Source organism: Mucilaginibacter sp. R-33 (assembly GCF_049949235.1).
Taxonomy (GTDB): Bacteria; Bacteroidota; Bacteroidia; order Sphingobacteriales; family Sphingobacteriaceae; genus Mucilaginibacter.
The window spans coordinates 3,009,606-3,035,629 of sequence record NZ_CP188089.1; the positions used below are offsets into that span (position 1 = coordinate 3,009,606).

Below are 26,024 nucleotides of genomic sequence, written 5' to 3' on the forward strand. Positions count from 1 at the left end.
CGATAATTAGATAATGGATAAAAATACGTTTACAGGATTATTCCTGATCATGGCGATCATTGCCGGCTCGATATACTTTTTAAAGCCATCGGAAGCCGACCTTAAAAAAGAGCGCGAAGTACAGCACCAGGATTCGCTGAAAAAAGCTGGTGCCGCTGTAGCTGCCGCTGCTGCTAAAACCACAGCTAAGTTTGATACCGCCAAAACAGCCAAAGTTGATTCGGCTTTATTGAAAATGCCTTTTGGCGCCGCATCTGTTGGTAAAGAAGAGTTTGTTACTATCGGTAATAAAGAGTTGCTTATTAAATTAAGCACCCATGGAGGCAAGGTAGCTTCCGTTGAGTTAAAAAACTACAAAACTTTTGATAAGAAGCCCCTGGTGCTTTTCAGCGGCGACAATAACCAATTTGGATTGAAGTTTGCTGCCGGTGTTGCCAATATCAACACCAACAATTACTATTTTACCTCAAGTACAAAGGAACTTAATATAGCCGAAAAAGATTCCGGTTCGGTTACTATGCGTTTAAGCTACAGCCCTACCCAATATATTGATTATATATACAGCTTAAAAGGTGATGGTTTTAAACTTGGCTTAACCATTAAGCCTACCGGCCTTGACGGCGTTATTGCCAACAGCAGCACCATTAACCTTAACTGGGCCACCAGCCTGCACAAACAGGAAAAAGACATCAAAATGGAGCGTCAGTATTCAACGGTGTACTATTACAATACCGATGGAGACGCTGATTACCTAAGCGAAGGCAAAGACGATCAAAAAACTATCAGCGATAAAAAAATGGCCTGGGTTGCTTTTAAACAGCACTTCTTTTCAAATGTGTTGATAGCTAAGGGCGGCATTACTAAAACAGATATTGCTGTTGCTACTGATTTTAATGATACCACCGATGTAAAACAAATGAAAGCCGACCTGTCGCTTGCACGCAGCGCTGATGGTTCTTTACCTTTGGAGTTTTACTTTGGACCTAACCGTTTTAATACGCTTAAAGACCAGGGGCATGACCTTGATAAACTGGTTAACCTTGGCTGGGGACCATTAAAATACATCAACCGTTTCGCGGTATTGCCGGTATTTAACTTCCTTAACAAGTTTAACTGGAACTATGGTTTGATCATCCTGGTATTGACTGTATTGCTTAAGCTGGTATTATCACCTCTTACTTACAAGTCATACCTTTCAATGGCCAAAATGCGTGTGCTGAAGCCCGAAATGGATGAAATTAAAGCTAAAGTTGGTGAGGATAACCCTACATTACTACAACAGGAGTATCTTAAGCTTTACAAAAAAGCAGGTGTTAATCCATTGGGTGGCTGTTTACCATTGCTCATCCAAATGCCGATAGTTATCGCGTTCTTCCGCTTTTTCCCGAGTTTGTTTGAGCTAAGGGGCGAAAGTTTTCTGTGGATGCATGACCTTTCAACTTATGATTCGGTTATTAAATTTGCTCCAATAGCTTTCCTTGGCGGTGTTAACCACATTAGCTTAATGTGTTTACTGATGACCATTTCAACGTTGATCTATACTTATTTCAATAACCAGATCTCCGGTGCTACAGGGCAAATGAAATACATTGGCTACATCACTCCGCTGGTATTCCTGTTCACGCTTAACAGTTACCCTGCCGGTTTGAACTATTATTACTTTTTGGCCAACATGTTCACCTTTTTACAGCAATACCTGATCAAATTCATGGTTGATGATAAAAAAATCCATGCCCAGATCCAGGAGAATAAAAAGAAACCTGAAGATACCAAGAAGAAAAAATCAGGCTTTGGTGCCAAAATGGAAGAGATGATGCGCCAGCAACAACAGATACAGGCTAATAAGAATAAGAAGTCTTAAGTCTTTAGTCGGAAGTCCGCAGTCGGAAAGTCCGAAAGATATTTAAGCCCCTGGGAAAGTTTCTCAGGGGCTTTTGTTTTTTACAATCGTCATTGCGGGGTACGAAGCAATCGCGAATTGTCAGGGCGGCTCTGTAAGTCGGGGATTGCTTCGTTCCTCGCAATGACGTTTTTTTACATTTCATCACTAAAATAATTAGCAAATTTGTATTACATTTGAAATATCATGTATGCAATTGTCGATATAGAAACTACAGGGGGGCATGCCAGCGCTAATGGTATCACTGAAATAGCCATATGCATACATGACGGTAAAAAAGTAGTAAAGCGGTTTGAAACACTTGTTAACCCGCAGCGCGAGATCCCTATTTACATCAGCGCCTTAACAGGTATTACCAACGAGATGGTAAAGGATGCCCCCTCTTTTGAGGATGTGGCAGCTGATATTTACCACCTCATTCACGGCAAAATCTTTGTAGCGCACAATGTAAATTTTGATTTTTCTTTTGTCAGATATCATCTTGCTGCCGCGGGATATGATCTGCAAACAAATAAGCTTTGTACTGTAAGGCTTGGGCGTAAGATATTGCCAGGTTTGCCTTCATATAGCCTTGGCAGATTGTGTAAACATTTGGGTATAGATAATCAAAGCCGCCACCGTGCCATGGGCGATGCTGAAGCTACTGCCGAGCTGTTTACCTTATTGCTGAAAAGCGATACAGAGAACCACATCAAACAGTCGCTTAAGCAAGGTTCAAAAGATCAGGTGCTGCCACCCAACTTATCCAAAAAAGACATTGACCAGTTGCCATATACACCGGGCGTATATTATTTTCATGATCAAAAAGGCAAAGTGATATATGTAGGTAAAGCCAAAAACGTTAAAAAAAGGGTAAGCAGCCATTTTACTGGCAACAACCCGGGTTTTCAGCGACAGGAATTTTTGCGCAATATTCACCAGGTTAGCTATCAGGTTTGCGGCACCGAACTCATTGCTTTTGTATTGGAAGCCATCGAGATCAAACGCCTGTGGCCTAAATACAATCGCTCATTAAAACGTTTTGAAAACGCTTTCTGTCTTTACGCTTTTGAAGATCAACGCGGGTACATTCGCCTTGCGGTTGATAAATACCGTAAATACAGCGACCCGATATACACCTGCAATTCCCTGCTTGATGGCTATAACCTGCTCAACAAACTGATAGAAGCATTTGATTTATGTCCTAAGCTTTGTTTTATACAAAAAAACAATGAGCCCTGCCTCAGTGCAGCCGGAAATACCTGCGCCTGCGAAGGTGTTGAACCTCCAGACAGTTATAACGAAAAGGTCAACAACGCCATCGATCAGCTTAAACAGGCTTTACCAACTTATGCAATCAGGGATGAGGGCCGTACCGGCGATGAGCACAGCTGTATTTTGGTGGAGAAAGGCCAGTTTTATGGTATGGGCTATATCTCCCATTATTTTGATGCCAATAACATACAGCAACTCAAAAGCTATCTCACACCTTATCCGGGGAATGACTATATCAAAAATATTGTAGCAACTTATGCTTCAAAATATCCGGACAGGATGGTGGTGTTTGGGTAATGATTAATATTAACTTACGAAGTTTTAAAAACTTCGTAAGTTAGACCACCATTTCTAACTAAATAATTATCTATTAAGTTAAATAAATCCACACAATTGAGTTTTTGATTGGTTACCCTTATAACATTTACCACAAAAACTTGAAACAATGGATAGTATTAATCAACAACAGCCCGAGGATAATATGAAGGACTTGAATGGACCTGAAGCCCTGGCCAAGATCAAAGAACTTGCCGAAAGCGCAAAAAGCTGCTTCTTTGTGAGCAGTCTTAAAACAGGCGTACCTGCTTCAGTGAGGCCAATGTCGGCACAGAAAATTGACGATGAGGGCAACTTTTGGTTTCTGAGCGCTAATGACAGCCATAAAAATGAGGAGTTAGCTAAAGACCCCTTTGTCCATCTGCTTTTCCAGGGTTCCGGATATTCTGACTTTTTAAACCTTTATGGGATAGCCACCATTACCGAAGATAAAGAAAAGATCAAAGAACTATGGGAACCGACACTCAAAGTGTGGTTTACCGAAGGTGTCGACGATCCGCGCATCAGCGTTATTAAAGTTGAACCAACCGAAGGCTATTATTGGGACAATAAACATGGTAATGCCGTTGCTTTTGTAAAACGGCTCGCCGGTGCCGCTATTGGTAAAACCATTGATGATTCGGTTGAAGGAAAGCTGGTTGTCTGAAATCAGAATTTTCAGAATTATTGATTTTACAGAATAAAAGAAAAGGCTCAGAGGTAATTATCTGAGCCTTTTTTAAGTTGCCTATCAAAAAGCTCCCGCTTTAGGGGACCTGGGGGGCCAAATATTTATCAAACCATTCAATATAGCGCTTCAGTCGGTCAACCTGGTAGCTTGGTACGGTAATACCGTGATACTGGCCGGGATAAAGTACCAGTTGCGTTGGCACACCCTGCGATCTCAGCGCTTCATACATTTGTTCGCCCCCGCCGGTGGGCACGTTAAAGTCTTTTAAACCCGACATGAACTGGGTTGGCGTTTTTATTTTATCAGCATGAAAAAATGGGTACGACAGCTTAATGTACTTATCAGCATTTTTCCAGGGTGCCCCCAATTCATTATCGTATTGCATCACCCATTGATCTGATCCATAAATGGCTAACTGTAAGGCACTGCCCGCCCCGCTTGATGCTGCTTTAAAGCGGGGATCAGTAGCTATGGTATAATCGGTAAGGATGCCTCCGTAACTCCAACCGCCAATTCCCAGGCGGTCTTTATCGGCTATACCAAGTTTAACCAGTTCATCTACAGCACCCAGTAAGTCTTTCACTTCCTTATTGCCCCAATCGGCATAAATAGCTTTGGTATATTCGATGCCGCGCCCGGTACTGCCGCGGTAATTTACAGCGGCTACAGCATAACCGGCGCAGGCCAATGTTTGCCTGATCTCATCAAACTCAAACTCGTCCTGATCGGTAGGGCCACCGTGAATGTAAAGAATGAAAGGCATTTTCTTAGTAACTACGCTATCGGGCGTATAAAGTATCCCCGAAACCAGTGTGCCATCGCTGCTGAACGACTGGAAACCTTTCACATAGGCCAGCTTAACTTCGTTCAGCCACTTTTCCTGGTGAAAAGTTAAACGGCGGATTTTTCCGTTTTCAATCGCCACCAGCTCATGCGGCATGTATGGCGTGGTCATCTTCCCTACCCATACACCTAACGAATGGCTCATTATATCAGCAAAACTGCATTGGTTCCCTTTATACACCAATACCGATTTACGGGTAAGCAGGTTATACCTGTTGATATAACGGATCCTGTCGCTGCTTACCAGATATTCCAGGTCTTTGCTGTTCCGGCTCCATGCAATATTGCTAACAGGCCTGTCCAATTGATCCGTTAACGAGCGATTATTTTTCCCGTCGGCATCCATCAGATATAAAACATCGTGCTGATAGATGAAATAATCTGCATCGCTTGTTGAACGGAGGTAAGCAATACGCTTGCCGTCCGGGCTCCACAGCGGGTTAATGTCATGGCCGGTAAAAGTGGTAAGCTGTTGTGGCTCGGTACCGGGTTTAGCTTCTATTGTAAAGATGTCTGTGTTTTCATTCCGATCCGGATCGGCTGTATGGTTACTTACGTAGGCAATCTTTTTTCCGTCTGGGCTCCACTGTGGCGAGCTATCGTCCATAGTACCACTGGCCAGGGTATCCAGCTTTTTTGCGGCCACATCATACAAGTACAAATGCGAATGCCGGTGTTGCAGATACCCTTCAATATCCTGCTTAAAATGGTAACGGTCTATTTTTATAGGAGGAGTAGTTTTGGGCGTTTCCTTTCCTTTGTTTTCGGGATCTTTAATGATCAATGCCAGCCTTTTGCTATCCGGCGACCAAACATACTCTTCGAGTTCACCTTTAATATCGGTCAGCTTGTGCCCCTCGCCACCGCGCCTGTCCATCAGCCAAACCTGCCCGCCGTTCTTTGAATCCTTTTCGGACAGATAAGAAATAAACTTACCATCAGGGGTCCATTTAGGAGTGGATGCCGGCTCATCGCCATAAGTAAGCTGAATAGATTGCTTGCCGTCAAAACTCTGCATCCACAAGTGCGATACACGCTTATCCTTAGCTGTATCCACCTCAGATAATTCGTAAACCACCCATTTACCATCCGGAGAAAGCTGCGGCGCCATCAGCGTTGGCTGTTTATACAGATCGGTAGGTTTAAGTGGCTTTTTCGCAGTTTGAGCAATCAACGGTAAAGAAGCCAATCCGCCTAAAATCAACAGGACATATTTCATAAAATACGATAAAAAAACCGTTTCGAGGGCATAAAAATATTATTTTTTTAAATACCTATCATACCATTCCACATAGCGCTGCAACCTGTCAACCTGGTAGCTTGGTTTGGTAAGGCCGTGAAACTGATTGGGATATAATATCAATTCGGTTGGGATACCTTGTGTGCGTAATGCTTCATACATTTGCTCACTGCCGATGGTCGGCACGTTAAAGTCTTTCAAGCCGGACATAAACAGTACCGGGGTCTTTATTTTATCAGCATGAAAAAACGGGTACGAAATCTGGATCCATTTATCAGCATTTTTCCAGGGTACGCCTATTTCGTTTTCGTACTGTAACACATATTGGTCGCTACCATAAACCGAAAGCTGCAGCGCACTGCCAGCTCCGCTGGCTGCTGCTTTAAAGCGGGTATCAGAGGCTATCGTATAGTCGGTAAGGATGCCGCCATAACTCCAGCCGCCTATGCCCAGCTTATCAGGATCTGCGATGCCTAATTTCTCAAGTTGATCGACAGCCCCAAGCAAATCTTTTACCTCCTTATTGCCCCAATCGGCATAAATGGCTTTACAATAATCCAACCCGCGGCCATTACTGCCCCTGTAGTTCACAGCCGCTACAGCGTAACCGGCAGCAGCCAGCGTTTGCCTTGTAGCATCAAAACCAAATTCATCCTGCCCTACCGGGCCACCATGAATAAAAAGGATCAACGGATATTTTTTATTGGGAACGCTGTCGGGTGTTAAAATGATACCAGACACTTTTGTACCATCAACACTGGTTGATTCAAAACCTTTGACATAAGCCAGCTGTACAGTGTTTAACCAGGCCTGATGGTGGAAAGTTAACCTGCGAAGCTTCTTATCTTCCAAAGCGAATAATTCTGCAGGGGTGTACGGGTCGGTTTTTTGTACTACCCAGTTGCCTGAAAGATTGGTGTTTATATCGTTGAAAACATAATCACCCTTATTAATCGGTGTGATTTTGCCACTGTTGATATTGATATTGGCCAAATAGCGGGTACGATCGTCCGTTACGATAAATACGATGTTCTTACTGTCTTTGGCCCAGGTTTGCGCCCCGGCGGGGCGATCAAGCTGCAGCGTAAGCGGTTTGTTATTTTGCCCCACAACATCCATTATGCAAACCACATTTTGATCGTACATCATATAATCAGCATCGCTGGTTGAGCGCAGGTAGGAAATATACCTGCCATCTGGGCTCCATTGCGGGTTACCGTCCCTCCCCTTCCAGGTGGTTAGCTGCAACATGCTGGCGCCTGGCCGGGCATCAATGGTAAAAATATCGGTATTTTGATTTTTATCGGGATCGGCACTGCGGTTACTCACAAATGCAATGGTTTTGCTATCAGGCGACCATACCGGCGAACTTTCATCTTTATCGCCCATGGTTAATGTATCCAGTTTTTTTGTGGTTACATCAATTAAATACAGGTGGTTATGCAGGTGCTGAAGGTAACCAACTATATCCTGTTTAAAATGATAACGGTCAATAACTATGGGCTTGGGGGTTTTAGGTTCTTCCTTGCCTTTATTTTCCGGGTCGCCTATCACCATTACCAAACGCTTGCCATCAGGGCTCCAGGCGTAGTCACTCAAATCGCCTTTAATATTGGTCAGTTTTACTCCTTCGCCACCCCGGCGATCGATGAGCCAAACCTGTGAGCCTGTTTTTGAATCGCGCGAGGAAAGGAATGATAAATACTTACCATCCGGGCTCCAGCGCGGCGACGAGGCTGCCTCCTCACCATGGGTCAGTTCGATAGACTCTTTGCCATCAAAACTCTGCATCCACAGGTGTGATACACGGCGGTCTTTTGCAGTATCAACTTCAGAAACACTATAAGCCACCCACTTGCCATCGGGCGATAACTGGGGATCGCTTACCGTTGGGATCCGGTAAACATCAGCAGGTTTTAAAGCTTTTTTCTGTTGGGCAGATACATTAACGGCGGCAGAAAGCGTAAGTATAAGGAATAAGGCTCGCTTCATAAATGATGTATGTTGATAGAGCCTGTAATTTAGTAAAAGAACCTTGATTTATGGGATAAAAGGATTGCCACGATTTTGTTATAAAATTTTCGCATATTAATAACGATGATTTTTCTGGACAAACAAACGCGGGCACCTCAACTCCACTTTCACTTACCGGATAATTTGCGTTAATTAGGATCATGTCTGCAAAATTCAAGCTACTCTTTGTTATCTGCTTTTTTTTATCCATTCTTAATACCCATGCTCAAATCCCGGCTATTCGCAACAATTACCAAACCGAAGCCGGAGTGCCAAAGTTAACCATCGAACGATCAATGATCTATTCGCCGGATAAAGAGTGGCTTTACAACCATCATGCTTCTATCATTCATTTTAAAGACCGCTTTGTGGCAATATGGAGCAACGGAATGATTGATGAGGATTCGCCGGGGCAAAGGGTGGTTTATGCCACTTCTAAAGATTTTAAACACTGGTCGGCATTAAAAACCTTAGTCACTCCAGGCAAAGTCAACGATACGCTCACGGTTCTCACCGCCGCCGGGCTTTATCAATATAAAGGAACTTTGGTAGCCTATTACGGCGATTACGACAAACATCGCAATAACACCCACTTGTGGGCCAAAACCAGCACCGACGGCGAGCATTGGAGCGAACCGCTTGATATGCATTTGCCAGTTGTACCAAACCACGGCCCGGAGGTTACCAATAGCGGAAAGCTGATCATCAGTGGTAATTTCACTTTCCCTTACACAGATGATCCCCGCGGACTTTCGGGCTGGAAGCTGAGCAGCTTTTATCCCGATTCACTTTATAAACAGGATAACCCTGCTATGTTTTATGCGCCTGCCGCAAAATCAGGTTTACCGCCGCTTTGCGAAGGTTCGTTTTTCCAAACAAACGACAATATACTGCATATGTTGCTCAGGGTAACCGGCAAAGGCTGGAAAGGACATTTATGGCTTACAGAAAGCAAAGACAACGGCAAAAGCTGGTCGCGGCCGGTTGAGGCCCCCTTTTCGGACAATGACAGTAAATTTCATTTCGGTCGGTTACCGGATAAGCGATTTTATTATGTTGGTATTCCTGATATACTTCATCATTATGACCGTAACCCGCTGGTGTTATCCCTTTCTGCCGATGGCAAATCATTCGAGAAAAATTATATCATAGCTAATGAGTTGTACCGTCTAAAAAAAGAAGGTTTGTGGAAAGGCGGGCAATACGGTTACCCGCATACCATTATTTACAATGGCTATATGTATGTAATCATTTCGAGGCAAAAGGAAGCTATTGAAACCTTACGGTTCAGTTTAAAACAATTAAAATAAATCCGCAGGCTACATAATTAAACAAACAACGTATTTTGTACCAAAACAATTACACCGTTTTTTAATTTCAATAAACGGCCATACCTTATTACCGGTTAGGCTAAATTGTTATACCGTTCACTTTAAATATAAACCTGCCCTGCTCATGAAACCAACCCGTGATACTGCCTATCTTACCATTGCCACATCAGTAATAAGTGCTTTGGTATTATTGCTAATGCATGCCATGCAAACCATTTCATTTACAGTTCCGGAAAGTGTCAGGCATTTATTCTCATTTATTCCGGTCATCTGTTTTGCGTGGCTGATGATATTTGTGATAAGTATTTTTAAGTATACCAATGAAAAACCTTTTATAGTGAATGCATTTATCATTTACGCGATCTATAACGTGATATGGGGCTTAGTTAGTGCGGCTATCGGCATTTTCCAAATCAATGTACAATCATTAATCATCTTTTACCAGGTTAGCGGTGCTATCAATTTCCTGATAATAATATGCATCGTGATCATGACTTTTTTGCTACGCCCAACAGAATTCAGGCTGCCATTGCGGCTTTTTGCCCTGGGCGAGCTATTTATCCCGATATTTTACACAATTGTACCGTTAGTATTTACACTCATCGGAAATTCCAGTTATATTTTTTACATCCGTTATCTCGGACTTGTGTATCTGATAATTCCTGCTATTGGAATTTACATAGCAGTAACAGCCTTAAATGTTATCAATAGCAGGCAATGGCAAAAGCCGTTCTATGAAATGGATAACCCCAACCAGCCATATGATAAACCGGAGCTGTAACTTTTATTGGTTAAATCCATCTAACAAGCAAAACAGATACATAAACCTTAATAAATGCTAAGCATCCGCAATATTGTTAAACAATACGCCGGTCACCGTGCACTCAGTGATGTAAGTTTGGAAGTTGAAAGCGGGCAGATTTTCGGCTTGCTTGGCCCTAACGGCGCCGGTAAAACATCCCTTATCCGTATAGTTAACCAAATTACAGCTCCCGATTCGGGCGAGATATATTTTAACGGCGAAAAACTTAATCAATCGCATATCGAACGTATCGGTTACCTGCCCGAAGAACGTGGCCTGTACAAAAAGATGGAGATTGGTGAACAAATGATCTATCTGGCCCGGTTAAAAGGCTTAAACCGTGCTGAAGCTCAAAAACGCCTCAAATTTTGGTTTGAGAAGCTGGGGATGGAAACCTGGTGGAAAAAGAAGATAGAAGAGCTTTCAAAAGGCATGCAGCAAAAAGCGCAGTTTGTGGCAACCGTACTCCATGAGCCCGATTTGATCATATTAGACGAGCCTTTTAGCGGCTTCGACCCAGTAAACGCCGAACAGATTAAAGACGAAATATTGGAATTAAATAAAAAAGGCGCTACTATTTTGTTTTCTACCCACCGCATGGAATCAGTTGAGGAGCTTTGTGATGCCATCGCCCTTATCCATAAATCGCACAAGATACTGGATGGCAAGGTTAAACATATCCGCAACTCATATCGTAACGAAACCTACCTTATTGAATATGCCGGCGAACGTATTGCATTTGATGGCAGCCAGCCTTTTGAAATAATGAGCGAGGTTATTGCCGATGATGACAATCACAATATCAAGATAAAACTAAAGGAAGGGCATAATTCCAATGATGTATTGCAATACTTAATTCCTAAAACGCGGGTAAATATGCTGCAGGAACTTATCCCGAGCATGCACGAAATTTTTATTGAAAAAGTAAACCTAAATTCCACCGGCCATGAATAAAGTATTACTCATCATACAACGCGAGTACCTTACCCGTGTACGAAAAAAATCATTTATCATCATGATATTCGTGGTGCCGCTGCTGATCCTGGCCATGGGATTCGTTGTTACCATGGTAGCTAAAGACAGCGATAAATTATCTTCTTTGCAAACGGTTAACGTTATTGATAAAAGCGGCGATTTCGCCAATAAATTCCATGATGTTACTAACGTTAAGTTTACCTATGCCCTCACTGATCTTAAATCGTCAAAGCAATTATTAAAGGACAGCGAAGGCATCTCTATTTTATATATCCCTGCAAACTATACGCAAAGGGATTCGGTGCAGATCTTTTCAAAAAAGAAAGCCTCTATCCCTCTTTCCGAGGAAATTGAAAAGCAGATGAGCGATATTGCTTTTTCAAATAACCTCATCCGGCACCATATTGATACAGCCCTGTTACGCAGTATTAAAAGAACTAACATATCATTAAACGCCATTGAAATTTCTGACAAGGGCGATAAAAACGCCAATATCGGCCCCAATATTTTAATTGGTATTGCCTGCGCTATCCTCATTTATATATCCCTGTTCATATACGGCGGACAGGTAATGCGCGGGGTAATTGAAGAAAAAACCAATCGTATTATCGAGGTAGTCATATCATCAGTAAAGCCGTTTCAATTGATGTTGGGCAAGATCATTGGTGTTGGTTTAGTTGGCTTAACCCAATTTGGTGCCTGGATAATTTTATCTGTAATATCTACCAAAATAGCCGGCCACGCGCTTAACTCTCCAACCAGTCCTATGATAAATGCGCTTGCAGTGTTACAAACCATTCCGTTCGGGTATATTATGAGCTGCTTTATATTTTACTTTTTAAGCGGATATCTTTTATACGCTGCCCTGTTTGCTGCCGTAGGCTCGGCAGTTGACAGCGAAACCGAAACCCAGCAGTTTATGTTTCCTATTACCATGCCCTTACTATTCACTTATATTTTGTCGGTATCGGTATTATTCCGTGCACCGGACAGCCCCTTGGCAGTATGGCTTTCCATGATACCCTTTACAGCCCCCGTTGCCATGATGGTACGGATCCCGTTTGATCCGCCGGGCTGGCAGATTGCTTTATCGATGAGTTTAATGGTTATTGGCTTTTTATTTACCACGTATGTTGCCGCGCGGATTTATCGTGTTGGCGTATTGATGTACGGCAAAAAAGCAAGCTATAAAGAGCTGGCTAAGTGGTTTTTTTATAAAGAATAATTTTTATTTCGGATATCGGATGTTCGATTTCGGATTTACAGAATAAAATCCCCGGGAATGGTTAAACAATTTCGGGGATTATTTATTTTAGCCGTATGAGTAAACGCGTTGCAGTAATGGATTTGGGTACCAATACCTTCCATTTATTGATTGCCGAAGGTGAGATCCATAACTACCAGGAAATTGTACATATTACTGAAGCTGTTAAGTTAGGCGAGGGAGGCATTAATAAGGGTTATATTTTGCCTGATGCATTTCAACGTGGCATAAACACTATGCAACACTTTAATGAGCTTATCCACGCCAACAATGTTACCGGCATTAGGGCAATAGCAACTTCGGCTCTGCGGAATGCCTCCAATGGTAAAGATTTTATTAAAGAGGTTAAAACACAAACAGGCATCGCTATCGAAATCATTGACGGAGAGCAGGAAGCCGTTTTTATTTATAATGGCGTAAAGTTAAGCGGATGCCTATCGGCTAAAAACTCGCTCATTATGGATATTGGAGGCGGCAGTGTAGAATTTATTTTAGGCAATACCGATAAAATCCTGTGGAAACAAAGCTTTGAAGTTGGCGCGGCACGCCTCATGGACCAGTTCCACCATACAGACCCTATCCCCCCTGCCTCTATCGAGGCCATGAATTTGTATCTGGAGGATACACTGAATGATCTGTTCATTGCCACCGCCGGTATTGAAATTAATACCCTTGTTGGCTCATCCGGCTCATTTGAAACTTTTGCCGGGCTCATAGAAACCGAAAAAGCAAAATCATTTGACCTGAAGGACATCCAGCATTACGATTTTGATGAAGAGGAATTGTTAACCATCACTAATAAACTCATCCTTTCAAGCCATAAAGAAAGATTGGGTAATCCGGGGATTATACCCGTCCGGGTTGATATGATCGTAGCTACCTCCTTAGTTACCCGTTTTATTATGCATGCGCTGGATCTTCATAAGGTGATCATGTGTACTAATTCATTAAAAGAAGGAGTTTTGGCGGGGATGTTAGGCTAAATCACAAATCTTCTTTAAAGTCCCCCACCTAAATTCCCGATACCTACGCAAGTAGAAAATCCTATTATTAAAACCATCAATGCGCTTAGCAGCCACATCCAGCTTCGGAACGCAATAGCCAAAATTATTCCAATAATTACATGGGCAAAAATGAATAATGCATCAAATATAACTCCACCCTGTTTAGCCGACAACGCAAATATTATAGTGTAAGCGGCCAGTGCAATCATATTATAGCCCACCACCCCCATTTTAAACTTTTTTGTAGGCTTATCATCCCCGGAAAATTTATTTACATTTTCGTCACCCACATTGTGCGGCAGGTTATTGTTGTCTTCCTCTGTCATACCAAAATTTCTCCTCTTAATTGTTCAAGATATTCCCGCTTATCATCCCTGTAAAAAATGTTCATCGTTTCAAAGGGGATGATCTGCATATCTTTATTTACGATGTGTACACATGATTTTTTGATAGCCCGAACATCAAAATTCTGCGCATCTATAAATTGCATAATGATCACCCTGAACAGGTTATCATAGCTTAAACTTGGCGCGTCAATTTCAGGCAGGCAGCATAACAACGAGTGCAGGTGTTCTTTAGCTTTATCAACCGAATTACCGGTGCTGAACATATTGAGCAGATGCCCTTTCAGGCGCTCATCATTTTCATAAACAATGGTATTTTTTGAGTTATCTAACAGGTCATCCGGGTTTATCATCCGGGTTAGCGGGATCACTTCCCCTCCCAATTTAAGGGCATAACCCATCACCAACGCATCCGGGTTGCAGGGTACCGGGATCAGGTCGTTTTTATTGAATACACTGGTTTGTTCAAGTATCGCGTTACGTACTTCGGTTAGGGTGTAACGGTCGGTTTGTTCATTAAAATTCTCTAACCTGCCGGCCTGCTGGGTAGGCTGGAAGGTCACGCCACGAACACAGGGTTGCTGTAAGGCATATTCAATAATTGTCCCTAATTCATCGGTATTTAAACCTTTTTGCAAAGTAACTACCAATGTCGTGGACAAATTGTACTTGTTAAGATTTTCAATGGCCTTTTGCCTTACTTCGCGCAAATCCTCACCGCGCAACTGCTCAAGTGCCTCTTTTTTGAAAGAATCAAATTGCAGGTAAATCTCAAAATCGGGCATGTATGTGGCCAGCCGCTTTACAAAATTTTCGTCCTTAGCTATGCGGATACCATTAGTATTCACCATTAAATGTTTAATGGGCTTTGTTTTGGCAATATCCAGGATCTCGAAGAACTGCGGGTGCACCGTTGGCTCTCCCCCGCTGATCTGTACCACATCCGGTTGGCCTTCATTTGCTACTACTACGTCCAGCATCTGTTCTATTTCGGTCAAAGTGCGGTGCCTGCCATAGGTAGGCGACGACATGGCATAGCAGGTAGGGCAACTTAAATTACACCTATCTGTAACCTCCACAACAGTAAGGCATGAGTGCTGCTCATGGTCTTGGCACAGGCCGCAATCATACGGGCAGCCATAATGTGTTTTGGCGTTGAATTTAAGCGGCATTTCACTTCGCTTGGCATAGTTGCGGCAGTTTTTATAATATTCCACATCTGTGGCAATCAGCACCTTTTCAAAACCATGCCGGCGGCAGTTTTTAAGCATGTAAACCTTATCATCCTCAAAAACGATCTTGGCATCAACCCTTCGTAAACAGGTGGAGCAAATGCTTAACGTAAAATCATAGTATATATACGGGCGTTCAGGCATGGTTTACAAACAGTTTTTTGGGATATAAAAATACTTTATAATAATACAAAATACCGGCGACAGAAACTAACTGAATTACCGATAAACCCAAACCGAAAAAGTAATCGGGTTTGATAAATTCAACCAGTAGCCTGAAAACGAGGTAGCTTGCCATGAATACTTTAAACCTTGCACCATCTGCAAAACGGTGGTTTTGTTCTATGAGTTTGAGTATACCCCAAAGCATTACCCAAAACACAATTTCATATAAATTGGTAGGATGCCTGCGGATACCATCGCCAAAATCGACAGCCCAGGGCAGGTTGGAGGCTATACCGTAAGTACCATCTTCCAGTCCGGCCAAAAAGCACCCTGTACGACCAATAACCATAGCCAGGATGAGCGGGTAAACCATCAGATCACCGGACGACGCGGTTACCCCCAACTGTTTTTTGGTAAGCTCGACACCTATCAATCCACCAAGCATCCCACCTACTATGGTTTTATTGCCCATAATATAGATGATATTGAAATGCGAAAACAGCAAAGGCGGATTTTCAAAGATCCCAACCAGGTGTGAGCCGATAAACGCGCCTGCCGCGGCGCCGATAAAGATGATGAGCCTGTGTTCAGTACTGATCTTATCAGCAGTATGTTTCCGCAACCAGGCATAATACCTGTAACCTAAAAAGTACGACAGCGTTTCGCAAATAAAGTGCACCGGAATGGATGACGGACCTAAAGGTATATTTACGGGAAAGTGCAAGTTTAGTTTTTATAGGCACTAAAATAGTTTTTTTATTACGCCGATAAGTAAATATCTATAAAATCAAATTTTAGTCCCATCCTTTGTATATTGGGTGCTTAATTGCACACCATGAAATTAAAATTTATCGGCATTGGTTTACTGTCGGTTTTAGCACTCGGCGCATTCGCGCAAAAAAGGATACTCAATCCAAACGATACATCATCAAACTATAAGCCGGCGGAGGCTTTCTCGCCTATGTTTTATACCGAAAAAGGTAACGATTTCCATTCGGCCAATGGCGCGCCCGGACCAAGGTACTGGCAAAACCGGGCCGACTATAACCTGAAAGTTGCCCTGGATACCGTAAAGAAAACAATCAGCGGTACTGTGGTGATTAACTATACCAATAACAGCCCGGATGCATTGCCTTACCTTTGGCTGCAGCTTGATCAAAATACTTATAAACAGGATGCCCGCTCTAACTTTTTTACAGATCATACACCCGGCGCCGACCAGCATACCAGCGGTTACCAGATAGAATCCGTATCGGTTGATAATGGTGATGTGGTTAAACCTGTACCTTTTGTAATTACTGACGCCCGCATGCAGGTGCGCCTTGCACATCCGCTGCAAAAAGGTGCAATAAAGCTGCGCGTCAATTATCATTATACCATTCCGAGTGCCTTTGGTGGCCGTACAGACTATTGCGATACTAAAAATGGTAAGATCTACGAAATTGCCCAATGGTTTCCGCGGATGTGTGTTTATGACGATAGCCACGGCTGGGACACCCTGCCATTTTTGGGCAGCGGCGAGTTTTATTTAGATTATGGAGATATAGATTATTCGGTAACCGTACCATGGGATATGATCGTAGCAGGATCAGGAGAGTTGCTTAATCCTAAAGAAGTGTTGACAGCTAAACAAATAGCCCGCTTAGATCAGGCCCGCAACAGCGATAAAACCGTTATGATCCGCGATCTGGCCGAGGTTAATGATCCGGCCAGTCGCCCGGTTAACAAGGGCACGCTTACCTGGCATTTTAAGATGCTCAACACCCGCGATGTAGCCTTTGGCGCATCAAAAGCTTACATATGGGATGCAGCGAGGGTTAACCTGCCCGGCGGTAAAAAATCATTGGCCATGAGCGTTTACCCTGCCGAAAGCTATGGTAACGATGCCTGGGGCCGCGCTACCGAATATCTCAAAAAGTCCATAGAATACTTTTCGGAAAAGTGGTTTGTATATCCTTACCCGGTTGCTATTAACGAAGCCGGTATTGCCGGCGGCATGGAGTATCCGGGTATTGTGTTTGATGGCATTACCGATAAAGGCAGCGTACTTTACTGGGTAACCGCGCACGAGATAGGCCATAACTGGTTCCCGATGATTGTAGGCTCAAATGAGCGCCGCTACGCCTGGATGGATGAAGGCCTGAATACTTTTATTGACATATACGCGTCAGGCGCTTTCAATAAAGGTGAATATGCACCCAAGCGTGATAGCGAGTATGCACCCGGTGGCGGTAACCCTGCCGATGAGATCATCCCCTCGCTGCTTGATCCGCAATCGCCAAGCATTATGACGGCCCCTGATGCCATCCCCGAAAAATACCGTCACCCTCTCACGTACTATAAGCCAGCCTTTGGCCTGGTGTTGCTGCGCGAGCAAATAATAGGAAAAGACAGATTTGACTACGCCTTTAAAAATTACATTAACCAGTGGGCCTTTAAGCACCCGCAGCCTGATGATTTTTTCCGTTCGATGGAGAATGGGGCGGGCGAAGACCTTTCCTGGTTTTGGAAGGGCTGGTTTTACAATAACTGGCTGGTTGATATAGCGCTTATCGACGCGAAATATGCAGGTAAAGATGCATCCAAAGGGATCACCATCAAAGCGGTAAACAAAGAGCAGTTACCCATGCCGTTTACTGTTGAGGTAAAATTTAAAGACGGCAATAAGAAACGCTTTTACCTGCCGGTTGAAACCTGGCTGCAGGCCGGGCAAATCACTTATACACTGCCCACCACACGGGAAGCCGAATCGGTGACCATTGATCCCGACAACGCCTTGCCTGATCTTAACCGCGGCAATAACGTACAAAAGATTAAATAAAGCATATAACGCCAGGTGTTCAATTTTTTAATGTGGAACACCCGGCGTATTTTTTTAAATAAACAAACACTGATTATCAACTACTTGCATTCTCCATAAAATACAAACTGAACACATATACATTGACAATCAGGACATTACAATTATACACTACAAAAAGTTGAACACCCGTTTTTTTAAAAATTGAACACTTATCCCAAGCCGCTCTGAAATACCCCTGCAGCATGTAGTCATCGTCACATTAACCGGCATTCGGTTGACTAAAGTCAATGATGATGATTGTTACAGGACACATAATCCCCAATCAAATCTGAACAGTTTTTTATCAGCAACAAAAATCCTCACTCCTAACAGGAATATTTTTTAAATATTTATCGTTGACCGGTGATTAATCAGCCCTTACTGTAAGTTAACAACCTGCTTATTGATTAAAAGCATAGTGGAAAATATTCCCCAAAACGTGTAAACAATAATCAATAATTAACTTCTCTCAATTTTCCATTTTTTCAATAAAAGACATCGCAACTGATGCAATTGGCAGCACAAACCCACATCTGAGTTGAAATTTGTACTTTAATCCGGTTTTTATTGAACCAGCATCATTATTGACATTATTCGCCCGAAACCCTATTAATTTGAAAACACAATTACGCTGCGTTTTATTTACCGGATATCTGCTATGCCTGATCAGTGCAGCTGCGGCCCAGGAAACCAGCGATAACCTTACCTACTATTACAATAACTTTGAAACTTCCTCTGCTGGTACTATAACATCATTAGGAGCAACCGGGGTTGGTAATGCCACCCGCACAAGTTCCTCGGTTACCATAGATGCATCAACTACAAGTCCTTTAAACGGCTCGGTAAGCCTGAGATCGGCAGTACCGGCCACCAACGCGATAAGCGCCATCAGGTGGGATTTTGTCGGAAGCGGCACATCAGGGAGCGTAGATCTTACCGCTAATGATTTTGAGTGGAACTTCATTTATAAAAACAACAGTAGTACAGGCCCCTCTGATCCTGACGTGATGGCTGTTGGTAACAATACCTGGCGTTATTGGCTTATCGCAAACGATTATACTACCAATAACATGCAGGGTATTTATATAACCCATACGGGCACGACACTCAGCTTGCGGTACAGGTATGACAATGGCACGAACTCGGGCCATTATAATGAGCTTCTTAACGCTACAATGGCCAATGATCAGCAAACATATATGATCAAGGTACAACGTTTAAAAAACGGCCGCTGGGCAATTTTTAAAGATGTTTTTGTAGCAGGCATGACCACAGCCAAAACCCTTGTTGCTTCAAGTACAAGCACAACGGGCGGCAGCTACAGCACTTACTATTATTCCTATCTCGAATCAACGTGTACTACTGCCGGCCGCTTTCAATGGGATAATTTTGATATGTATACCCGTGTGCTTCAATTTACCACCACCGGGGCAAACGATGCAGCTAATAATGTAACACAACCTGCTTATTATGAAAATGAAAGCGTAACCCTTTACGGATTAAAAATAATATCAAGGGGCAACTTTATCATTAATCAACTGGTAATGAATACCTCCGGGGCAGGCTTCGAGGGCTACTTCAATAGTTCGGGGAGTTTGTACCGATCAGATGATTCGTATTATTCTACATCGACAGACGCGCTGATAAGTTCAGTAACTTACACTGGTAACGCTATACAAGATTATAGTGTAGGCGACCTTATCTCAAGCTCGGGCAATACAGATGGATCCTACTCTGTCCCCGGCTATTATTTTTATACAGGTACAGTAAAAAGCCAGCTAAACTATGGCAGCAGCCCTACAGGTACCATTACCGTCACCAGTATTAACACCCTTACAGGGAATGGAAACAGCTCTGCTATTACTTATACCGGCCCCTCGTCAAATGGTAATATCATAACTTTTGCAAATGCAATTGACTGGACAGGCGCGTCGGACAATAACTGGAACAATACCGGTAACTGGAGCTCCGCAACGGTGCCAACTTCTACCAATGTGGCACGCATAGGTGTTGTTTCATTTAAAAACCAACCTATTGTTCAAAGTAGTGTACCCAGTATAGCATCCATGGTATTTGGCCCTTTAACCAGTACACTATTCGGGTCTCCGTCAATTACCTTAACCATCAATAACACCTATTCACTTACGGTAAACGGCGCCATCACACAAAATCACAACAGCAGCAGCGGCGATGTAACAACAACTATTACAGGTACAGGGAATGCAACATTAAGCTGCAACTCATTTATAGTGGGCGATAATACAACGCCACCGGCACCAAACATATTTACCTCGCCAACATCAAATACAACCACTATCAATACAACAGTCCCCGTATTTAGTATCACCAATTCGTTATCATTAAATACCACGTCTTCGGCAATTGGCTACTACGCCTTAGGGTTCCTGCAAAACTATTCGGTAAATAATGCGGCATTTCATCTAAATTCCGGATCATTAACTGCAAGCAGCATAGCCACTACCAATTTAAACTATGTAAACAGGAATGATGGTATAGTAACTGTAACCAATGCTGCATTAATTGATATGGATACCGGTACCGGTGCCTCCACATTAACTTTAACAGGCAATACCCCAATAAGTGCCGCTACCGGTGGTACTATTGATTTTACAACCGGCGGAAGCGGTACAGGACTTGTAAATTATGCGGCAACTTCGGGCACGCAAACGGTATACGCTACTAATGACAGCTTTATAGGTACAAACCCCTCCAACTATGATAATCTTACCTTATCAGGGGCGGCAGCCAAAACTGTTGACGGAGGCGCGCTAACCGTAAGCGGAAACTGGATCACAAGCGGCGGGGCGGTAAATCTTAATACCAATAACCCTATTATAACTGTTGCAGGAACCTGGACCAATTCAGCAAACGTAACCCAGGGCTCGGGCAATATCAGTATTACGGGCAACACTACTAACAGCGCCGTTATTACAGGCGGCTCGGGCACATTTACGTTTAATGGAGATTACACCAATACAGGTACATTTACAGCAGGTACCGGAACAGTATTTTTTAGTAAAGCAGGTGCTCAAGCCCTCACAGATAACAGTACCAACGGCACAAAATTTAATAATGTTACTGTAAATGGCAGCGGCACCAAAACCATGTCGGGCACCGGTAAATTCGCGGTATCATCATCGGGTATCCTTACTATGGGTGGTACAGCTACCCTTGCCGCCGGCGGCGTTTTAACATTAAACTCCGATGCCGCTGGTTCGGCCACCGTAGATGCTATTCCTTCGGGAACAGCAATTACAGGCAATGTAAATGTACAGCGTTTTATAAGCGGCGGCAATTCATATAACAGGGGGTACAGGTTACTTTCATCACCTGTTAATACCGGTTCAGCAGCCAAGGTAATCAGTGTAAATTACCTTAAAAACTCATCATGGATAACCGGTACTACAGGCACTACAGGCGGCTTTGATAAATCGGGCAATCCCACAATTTACTGCTTCAGGGAAAACATAGCCTCGTCGCAGGCATCATTTACAGCCGGCAATTTCAGGGGGATCAACAACATTAACTCCTCGCCAACTTATGTTTTTGATACCGACGGCTCACATACCATCCCTGCCGGCAACGGCTTCCTTTTCTTTTTCAGGGGAGACAGGACAGCCGCCGACCTTGCAACTTCAACAACCGCAAGCTATGTGCCTACCAACACCACTTTAACAACAACAGGTACATTAAATACAGGTAACATTACAGTAAACAACTGGTACAGCGGCACAACCAGCCTCTTGTTCAGCAATACAACAGGCAGCCAGGTAAAGGGATATAACCTAATTGGAAATCCTTACGCGGCCACCATCAATTGGGAAAAATTTAACCGCAGGGGCACAACAACAACAGTTTCCGCCACATCCTCAATTTACGGAGCAGGTTTCCCTTCTGAGGTATCTTCGGCTGCAACCCTATCGGCTCCGGGCAAAATATGGGTTTACAACCCAAAAACAAAGCAGTATGCCAGCTATATGCAAAAAGCGACTGCTATATCAACGGCAGATACGACTACCAATATCAACCCCGGCATTTCAAGCGATGGCTATGCAAGCAATATGATAGCCAGCGGACAGGCGTTTTTTATACAGGCTACCTCGGCTTCGCAGTCATTAACCTTCAGGGAATCGGCGAAATCAACAACGCAACCAACAGCTTCAAATTTGATAGCCTTATTAAGTGCCCCTGCTGATAAAGGGCTGCAAAAACTGGCTGCCACCGCTGCCAACATGGGCATATTGAAAGCAGCTACAGCACAATCAGCAGCATCACAACAAAATGCATCATCATCGGCCGAACCGATATTGAGGCTACAAATGATAAAGGATTCCATTAATACCGATGATATTGTGCTTGCGTTTAACAACGACGCCAGTACAGCGTTTGAAAATAGTAAGGACGCGGAAGACCTCGGAACCAATGGTGCACAGATAGCCTTGTCGGCCCTGTCAAGCGATAGCGTTAAAACCGTTATCCATCACCGGCCTTTCCCTAAAAAACAGCAGGAGATCATCCCTCTAACGTCTGACGCTACCTCATCCGGGCCATATCAATTAAAACTAAGAGCGCTTAGCAATGTACCTGCCATTTATGAAATATGGCTTAAGGATAACTTTACTAAAGATTCGCTGGATCTTAAACACAACAACATTTACAGCTACAATATTGATAAAAGTACCCCGGCTACTTTTGGTAAAAAACGTTTTCAGCTGATATTGCGCCAATCACCTGTATTGGGCCTGCGGCTGCTTGATTTTAATGCAGTAAAAGCAGCCGGCGGCGCTAAAACAACCTGGATTGTTGAAAATGAGGCCAACTACACCACATTTACACTGCAGAGAAGCACCGATAACGGCAAAACCTGGGACGATCTGGATGTGATAAAATCGAACGGTTTGGGAACTTACTCTTATACCGACCCTAACCCGGCAAAAGGCTTAAATAATTACCGTGTTCAGTTAACTGATTTAAACAATGATATCAGCCTGTCAAAAGAACTGCCATTAATGTATGCCAATACAAAAAATAACATAAGCAATAGCCTGCTTACGATATATCCAAACCCTGTAACGGAAACATTAAACCTAACCATAGGGCAAACCAACGCTTCAGCAAACTATAACATTCAGTTAACTAACAGCAGTGGCGTGATACTGAAGGCAGTAAATATCACACAGCTTTACTGGAAAAACAACGTAGCCGGTTTGGTACCCGGAACATATATTATAAGGGTTACCGATAACAAAACCAAGCAGTTGATTGGCACCGGTAAATTTTTAAAACAATAACAAGCGATTTGCGCATATGAAAAAAAAGTTCTTTTTAACCGCTCTTGTTTTTGCGGCCGGCACCTTAAGCTGTTTTGCCCAGTTAGATAATCCATGTGATAATGCCGATGGCGACGCTACCTGCCCGCTTGATGGCTGGGTTATTGTTTTAGCCGTAGCTGCCCTTACTTTTGCTGTAACCCATTTATACCGCAAACAAAAATCCCTCCAGGCTTAGCGCCCGAAGGGATTTTTGCATCAGTTCAATAATCGATCAGCAAATTTCTTATGCTTTTTTCATTGGCACCTGGTCTTGCTGTACTTGGTTAAGCTGTAGTTGCTCAATAATGCCGTTAACTACTTTTGGCAGTTCCTTTACAGTTTTTTGCGGGTTGTGCAGTTCGCCAACACCAAAACCACGCCATACCAGTTTACGCGATTTGGTATCCATAATGTCAATAATCAGGGTACCTTCTTTGTAAGGCACGCGGGCATAACCGCCGCCGCCGTAACCGTAACCATAAGGATATCCCCAGCCCCAGCCGCCGTAACCATAAAACGGACGATAGCCCCAGCCACCGCCCCAACCCCAGCCAAATCCTAAACCGAAGCCCGGGTAACCGCCATAGTAATAAGGATAAAACTCAGTTTTCATTCCCCGGCCGGTAACTGTGGTATAACTTACCAGTAAATCGGGGTTGTTTTCCTGAAATTTTAACCCTTTGTTTTCCAATGCCGAAATAGCCGCGTCCTTAACCCTTTCATCAGCCACTTCCTTTTTTACAACTGCGCCGGCTTTATTGGTCATGGTTGCAGGAGGTAGCCAGGCAAATGTACGGTAAGCGGATAAATCTGTTTTGTTTCGGGCTGCGGTGTAATAATTGTAACTGCTGCATGCAGACAAGGTGGCCACCAGCAGTAACACCAGCCCTGTATTAATAGTTTTTTTCATGACAAATTACTCCCTTTATTTAATACGTTAGACTATGCAGGAAACAAAGGTTTAAATTAAATAATTATTTATTTAATTGTACCGGAAAAACAAGCTTTATCAAAAAGTAACGATGTTTAGCGAAACTGCAACGACGAATAAAATATTTACCAGGAAAGGCACCAGTCATCCGCCCTCATGCCAGCCACACATTGCGAAAGGCACAAGTAATCCCCGCACGGACAGCCGCCCGATACTTACGCCAAGGCGGGTAATACCGGGACATCTATTTGCTTAAGCTGCGCAATTGCGCATAAACCTTTTGGGTAGGTAAGCCAACAACGTTGGTATATGAGCCTTCAATCCGTTCGATGCCTATGAGGCCTATCAGTTCCTGGATGCCGTACGATCCGGCCTTGTCAAGCGGCTGGTACTTATCTACATAATTACTGATCTCGGCATCAGAAAGCTTACGGAAGAACACTTCGGTAAGATCATAGAAATTGTTATAACGCCCTTTATATAACAAACATACACCGGTAATAACCTGGTGTACACGGCCCGATAGCATTTGCAGCATTTCGATAGCATGTGCGCGGGTTTCGGGTTTACCCAATATCAGGCCATCAATACACACTATGGTATCGGCAGTAAGCACAACCTCGTCTCCTACCGTTTCATCAAATGCTTCTGCTTTTTTGCGGGCTATATGCAAGGCCACCTCTGTTGGGATAAGCCCATCAGGAAATGACTCATCAACCTCTTTAAGCACAACCCTGAAATCAATATCCATAAGCCGGAGCAGCTCTTGACGCCTTGGCGATTTTGACGCGAGAATTACGGGTGGGATGATGTTCATATTTTTAGTTCATGGTTGATGGTTCATAGATCATGGTAGCTGCATTGATTAGTTCGTAGCAAATGGTTCATAGATCATAGTAGCAACAAAACTATTTATAACCATGATCTGCCGGGTTAATTCCATGAACCATGATCTATGGACTATCGACTATAGACTATGGACTATGGACCAAACCCTACCAGCTATACGCCTGTTTGCTCATCCATTTATCCTGAACCTTGAGCACTTTTTCAATGATATCGCGGGCACAGCCTTTGCCTCCGCCGTAGGGCGATACGTAGGCGCTAACTGCTTTGATCTCTTCAACAGCATCGGCAGGGCAAACAGGCAGGCCTGCAAGCTTCATCACTTCCAGGTCGGGAATATCATCGCCCATGTATAAAACGTTGGTGGCGATTATGCTTTTTTCTTCCAGGTAAATCTTGAACCTTTGCGATTTGGTATGTGTGCCCATATACACGTCCTGGATGCCAAGGCTGTTTAACCTGTACATGGCACTTTTTGAGCGGCTGCCCGATATGGCGCAAACATTATAGCCGCATTTAACAGCTAACTGCAGCGCGTAGCCATCTTTAATATTAAAGGCGCGGCTTTGTTCGCCAGCTTCCGTTACAAAAACAGATCCGTCGGTCAAAACGCCATCCACATCAAAAATGAGGGTAGTAATATCTTTTAATTTATTCAGGAATGATTCCATGGTTGTGATTACACCGATTTTGTTTCGT

19 protein-coding genes are annotated in these 26,024 nt (G+C 43.4%); 11 read left to right on the forward strand and 8 right to left on the reverse strand.

Annotated elements, in window-relative coordinates; all coding sequences use genetic code 11:
• Window positions 1-13 precede the first annotated feature (13 nt).
• The 3 genes from yidC to ACP26M_RS12555 all read left to right on the forward strand — a co-directional run bounded on the left by yidC (window position 14) and on the right by ACP26M_RS12555 (window position 4,136).
• Window positions 14-1,861, forward strand: coding sequence for a membrane protein insertase YidC (gene yidC, locus ACP26M_RS12545; RefSeq protein WP_426589306.1), 1,848 nt, complete (start codon window positions 14-16; stop codon window positions 1,859-1,861).
• Between the two features lie 225 nt (window positions 1,862-2,086).
• Complete coding sequence (locus tag ACP26M_RS12550; protein ID WP_426589308.1) at window positions 2,087-3,451, forward strand: exonuclease domain-containing protein; 1,365 nt, start codon at window positions 2,087-2,089, stop codon at window positions 3,449-3,451.
• A gap of 148 nt (window positions 3,452-3,599) precedes the next feature.
• Entirely contained in the window at window positions 3,600-4,136 is a 537-nt protein-coding gene (locus tag ACP26M_RS12555; RefSeq protein ID WP_426589310.1) for a pyridoxamine 5'-phosphate oxidase family protein, read from the forward strand.
• Between the two features lie 100 nt (window positions 4,137-4,236).
• On the opposite strand, the gene ACP26M_RS12560 is transcribed toward ACP26M_RS12555, so the two are convergent.
• Together ACP26M_RS12560 and ACP26M_RS12565 are read right to left on the reverse strand one after the other, a co-directional pair.
• A complete protein-coding gene (locus ACP26M_RS12560) occupies window positions 4,237-6,222 on the reverse strand; it encodes a prolyl oligopeptidase family serine peptidase (protein ID WP_426589312.1) in 1,986 nt (661 codons plus the stop codon).
• 39 nt (window positions 6,223-6,261) lie between these two features.
• A complete protein-coding gene (locus ACP26M_RS12565; RefSeq protein ID WP_426589314.1) occupies window positions 6,262-8,235 on the reverse strand; it encodes a prolyl oligopeptidase family serine peptidase in 1,974 nt (657 codons plus the stop codon).
• 182 nt (window positions 8,236-8,417) lie between these two features.
• On the opposite strand from ACP26M_RS12565, the gene ACP26M_RS12570 reads away from it, so the two are divergent.
• The 5 genes from ACP26M_RS12570 (at window position 8,418) to ACP26M_RS12590 (ending at window position 13,611) form a co-directional block, all read left to right on the forward strand.
• On the forward strand, window positions 8,418-9,566 hold the full coding sequence (locus tag ACP26M_RS12570; protein ID WP_426589316.1) for an exo-alpha-sialidase: 1,149 nt from the start codon (window positions 8,418-8,420) through the stop codon (window positions 9,564-9,566).
• Between the two features lie 145 nt (window positions 9,567-9,711).
• Window positions 9,712-10,368: a hypothetical protein gene (locus tag ACP26M_RS12575; RefSeq protein ID WP_426589318.1), complete on the forward strand. Its 657-nt coding sequence runs from the start codon at window positions 9,712-9,714 to the stop codon at window positions 10,366-10,368.
• A gap of 54 nt (window positions 10,369-10,422) precedes the next feature.
• Window positions 10,423-11,343, forward strand: a complete 921-nt coding sequence (locus ACP26M_RS12580) for an ABC transporter ATP-binding protein (protein ID WP_426589320.1) — start codon at window positions 10,423-10,425, stop codon at window positions 11,341-11,343.
• On the forward strand, window positions 11,336-12,589 hold the full coding sequence (locus tag ACP26M_RS12585) for an ABC transporter permease (RefSeq protein ID WP_426589322.1): 1,254 nt from the start codon (window positions 11,336-11,338) through the stop codon (window positions 12,587-12,589). Before ACP26M_RS12580 ends, ACP26M_RS12585 begins: the two co-directional genes overlap by 8 nt.
• Window positions 12,590-12,684: 95 nt before the next feature.
• Window positions 12,685-13,611, forward strand: a complete 927-nt coding sequence (locus tag ACP26M_RS12590) for an exopolyphosphatase (protein ID WP_426589324.1) — start codon at window positions 12,685-12,687, stop codon at window positions 13,609-13,611.
• A 14-nt stretch (window positions 13,612-13,625) separates the two neighbouring features.
• Here ACP26M_RS12590 and ACP26M_RS12595 read toward each other — a convergent pair whose 3' ends face one another.
• From ACP26M_RS12595 to ACP26M_RS12605, 3 genes are read right to left on the reverse strand one after another with little or no spacing between them, the layout of a single operon-like run.
• Complete coding sequence (locus ACP26M_RS12595) at window positions 13,626-13,958, reverse strand: hypothetical protein (protein WP_426589326.1); 333 nt, start codon at window positions 13,956-13,958, stop codon at window positions 13,626-13,628.
• Complete coding sequence (locus ACP26M_RS12600) at window positions 13,955-15,352, reverse strand: radical SAM protein (RefSeq protein ID WP_426589328.1); 1,398 nt, start codon at window positions 15,350-15,352, stop codon at window positions 13,955-13,957. Before ACP26M_RS12600 ends, ACP26M_RS12595 begins: the two co-directional genes overlap by 4 nt.
• Window positions 15,345-16,097, reverse strand: coding sequence for a prolipoprotein diacylglyceryl transferase (locus ACP26M_RS12605; RefSeq protein WP_426589330.1), 753 nt, complete (start codon window positions 16,095-16,097; stop codon window positions 15,345-15,347). The genes ACP26M_RS12600 and ACP26M_RS12605 overlap by 8 nt, the downstream gene beginning before the upstream one ends.
• 111 nt (window positions 16,098-16,208) lie before the next feature.
• Between ACP26M_RS12605 and ACP26M_RS12610 the strand changes: the two genes are divergently transcribed.
• The 3 genes from ACP26M_RS12610 to ACP26M_RS12620 all read left to right on the forward strand — a co-directional run bounded on the left by ACP26M_RS12610 (window position 16,209) and on the right by ACP26M_RS12620 (window position 23,744).
• A complete protein-coding gene (locus tag ACP26M_RS12610; RefSeq protein WP_426589332.1) occupies window positions 16,209-18,194 on the forward strand; it encodes a M1 family metallopeptidase in 1,986 nt (661 codons plus the stop codon).
• A gap of 635 nt (window positions 18,195-18,829) precedes the next feature.
• A complete protein-coding gene (locus ACP26M_RS12615; protein ID WP_426589334.1) occupies window positions 18,830-23,527 on the forward strand; it encodes a T9SS type A sorting domain-containing protein in 4,698 nt (1,565 codons plus the stop codon).
• Window positions 23,528-23,543: 16 nt separating this feature from the next.
• Window positions 23,544-23,744 (forward strand): hypothetical protein, encoded by a 201-nt coding sequence (locus ACP26M_RS12620; protein ID WP_426589336.1) that lies wholly within the window; start codon window positions 23,544-23,546, stop codon window positions 23,742-23,744.
• Window positions 23,745-23,792: 48 nt separating this feature from the next.
• On the opposite strand, the gene ACP26M_RS12625 is transcribed toward ACP26M_RS12620, so the two are convergent.
• The 3 genes from ACP26M_RS12625 to ACP26M_RS12635 form a co-directional block, all read right to left on the reverse strand.
• The gene (locus tag ACP26M_RS12625; RefSeq protein ID WP_426589338.1) at window positions 23,793-24,458 is read right to left on the reverse strand and encodes a DUF4136 domain-containing protein; all 666 of its coding nucleotides are present in this window, start codon (window positions 24,456-24,458) and stop codon (window positions 23,793-23,795) included.
• Between the two features lie 265 nt (window positions 24,459-24,723).
• On the reverse strand, window positions 24,724-25,296 hold the full coding sequence (locus tag ACP26M_RS12630) for a Maf family protein (RefSeq protein WP_426589340.1): 573 nt from the start codon (window positions 25,294-25,296) through the stop codon (window positions 24,724-24,726).
• Window positions 25,297-25,474: 178 nt separating this feature from the next.
• The gene (locus tag ACP26M_RS12635) at window positions 25,475-25,996 is read right to left on the reverse strand and encodes a KdsC family phosphatase (protein WP_090524424.1); all 522 of its coding nucleotides are present in this window, start codon (window positions 25,994-25,996) and stop codon (window positions 25,475-25,477) included.
• Between the last annotated feature and the right edge of the window lie 28 nt (window positions 25,997-26,024).

Coding starts and splice junctions, on each gene's coding strand:
- ACP26M_RS12570 (WP_426589316.1), top strand. CDS start 8,418: ATGTCTGCAAAATTCAAGCTACTCTTTGTTATCTGCTTTTTTTTATCC.
- ACP26M_RS12630 (WP_426589340.1), bottom strand. CDS start 25,296: ATGAACATCATCCCACCCGTAATTCTCGCGTCAAAATCGCCAAGGCGT.
- ACP26M_RS12595 (WP_426589326.1), bottom strand. CDS start 13,958: ATGACAGAGGAAGACAACAATAACCTGCCGCACAATGTGGGTGACGAA.
- ACP26M_RS12635 (WP_090524424.1), bottom strand. CDS start 25,996: ATGGAATCATTCCTGAATAAATTAAAAGATATTACTACCCTCATTTTT.
- ACP26M_RS12600 (WP_426589328.1), bottom strand. CDS start 15,352: ATGCCTGAACGCCCGTATATATACTATGATTTTACGTTAAGCATTTGC.
- ACP26M_RS12625 (WP_426589338.1), bottom strand. CDS start 24,458: ATGAAAAAAACTATTAATACAGGGCTGGTGTTACTGCTGGTGGCCACC.
- ACP26M_RS12620 (WP_426589336.1), top strand. CDS start 23,544: ATGAAAAAAAAGTTCTTTTTAACCGCTCTTGTTTTTGCGGCCGGCACC.
- ACP26M_RS12575 (WP_426589318.1), top strand. CDS start 9,712: ATGAAACCAACCCGTGATACTGCCTATCTTACCATTGCCACATCAGTA.
- ACP26M_RS12585 (WP_426589322.1), top strand. CDS start 11,336: ATGAATAAAGTATTACTCATCATACAACGCGAGTACCTTACCCGTGTA.
- ACP26M_RS12590 (WP_426589324.1), top strand. CDS start 12,685: ATGAGTAAACGCGTTGCAGTAATGGATTTGGGTACCAATACCTTCCAT.
- ACP26M_RS12555 (WP_426589310.1), top strand. CDS start 3,600: ATGGATAGTATTAATCAACAACAGCCCGAGGATAATATGAAGGACTTG.
- yidC (WP_426589306.1), top strand. CDS start 14: ATGGATAAAAATACGTTTACAGGATTATTCCTGATCATGGCGATCATT.
- ACP26M_RS12550 (WP_426589308.1), top strand. CDS start 2,087: ATGTATGCAATTGTCGATATAGAAACTACAGGGGGGCATGCCAGCGCT.
- ACP26M_RS12565 (WP_426589314.1), bottom strand. CDS start 8,235: ATGAAGCGAGCCTTATTCCTTATACTTACGCTTTCTGCCGCCGTTAAT.
- ACP26M_RS12580 (WP_426589320.1), top strand. CDS start 10,423: ATGCTAAGCATCCGCAATATTGTTAAACAATACGCCGGTCACCGTGCA.
- ACP26M_RS12560 (WP_426589312.1), bottom strand. CDS start 6,222: ATGAAATATGTCCTGTTGATTTTAGGCGGATTGGCTTCTTTACCGTTG.
- ACP26M_RS12610 (WP_426589332.1), top strand. CDS start 16,209: ATGAAATTAAAATTTATCGGCATTGGTTTACTGTCGGTTTTAGCACTC.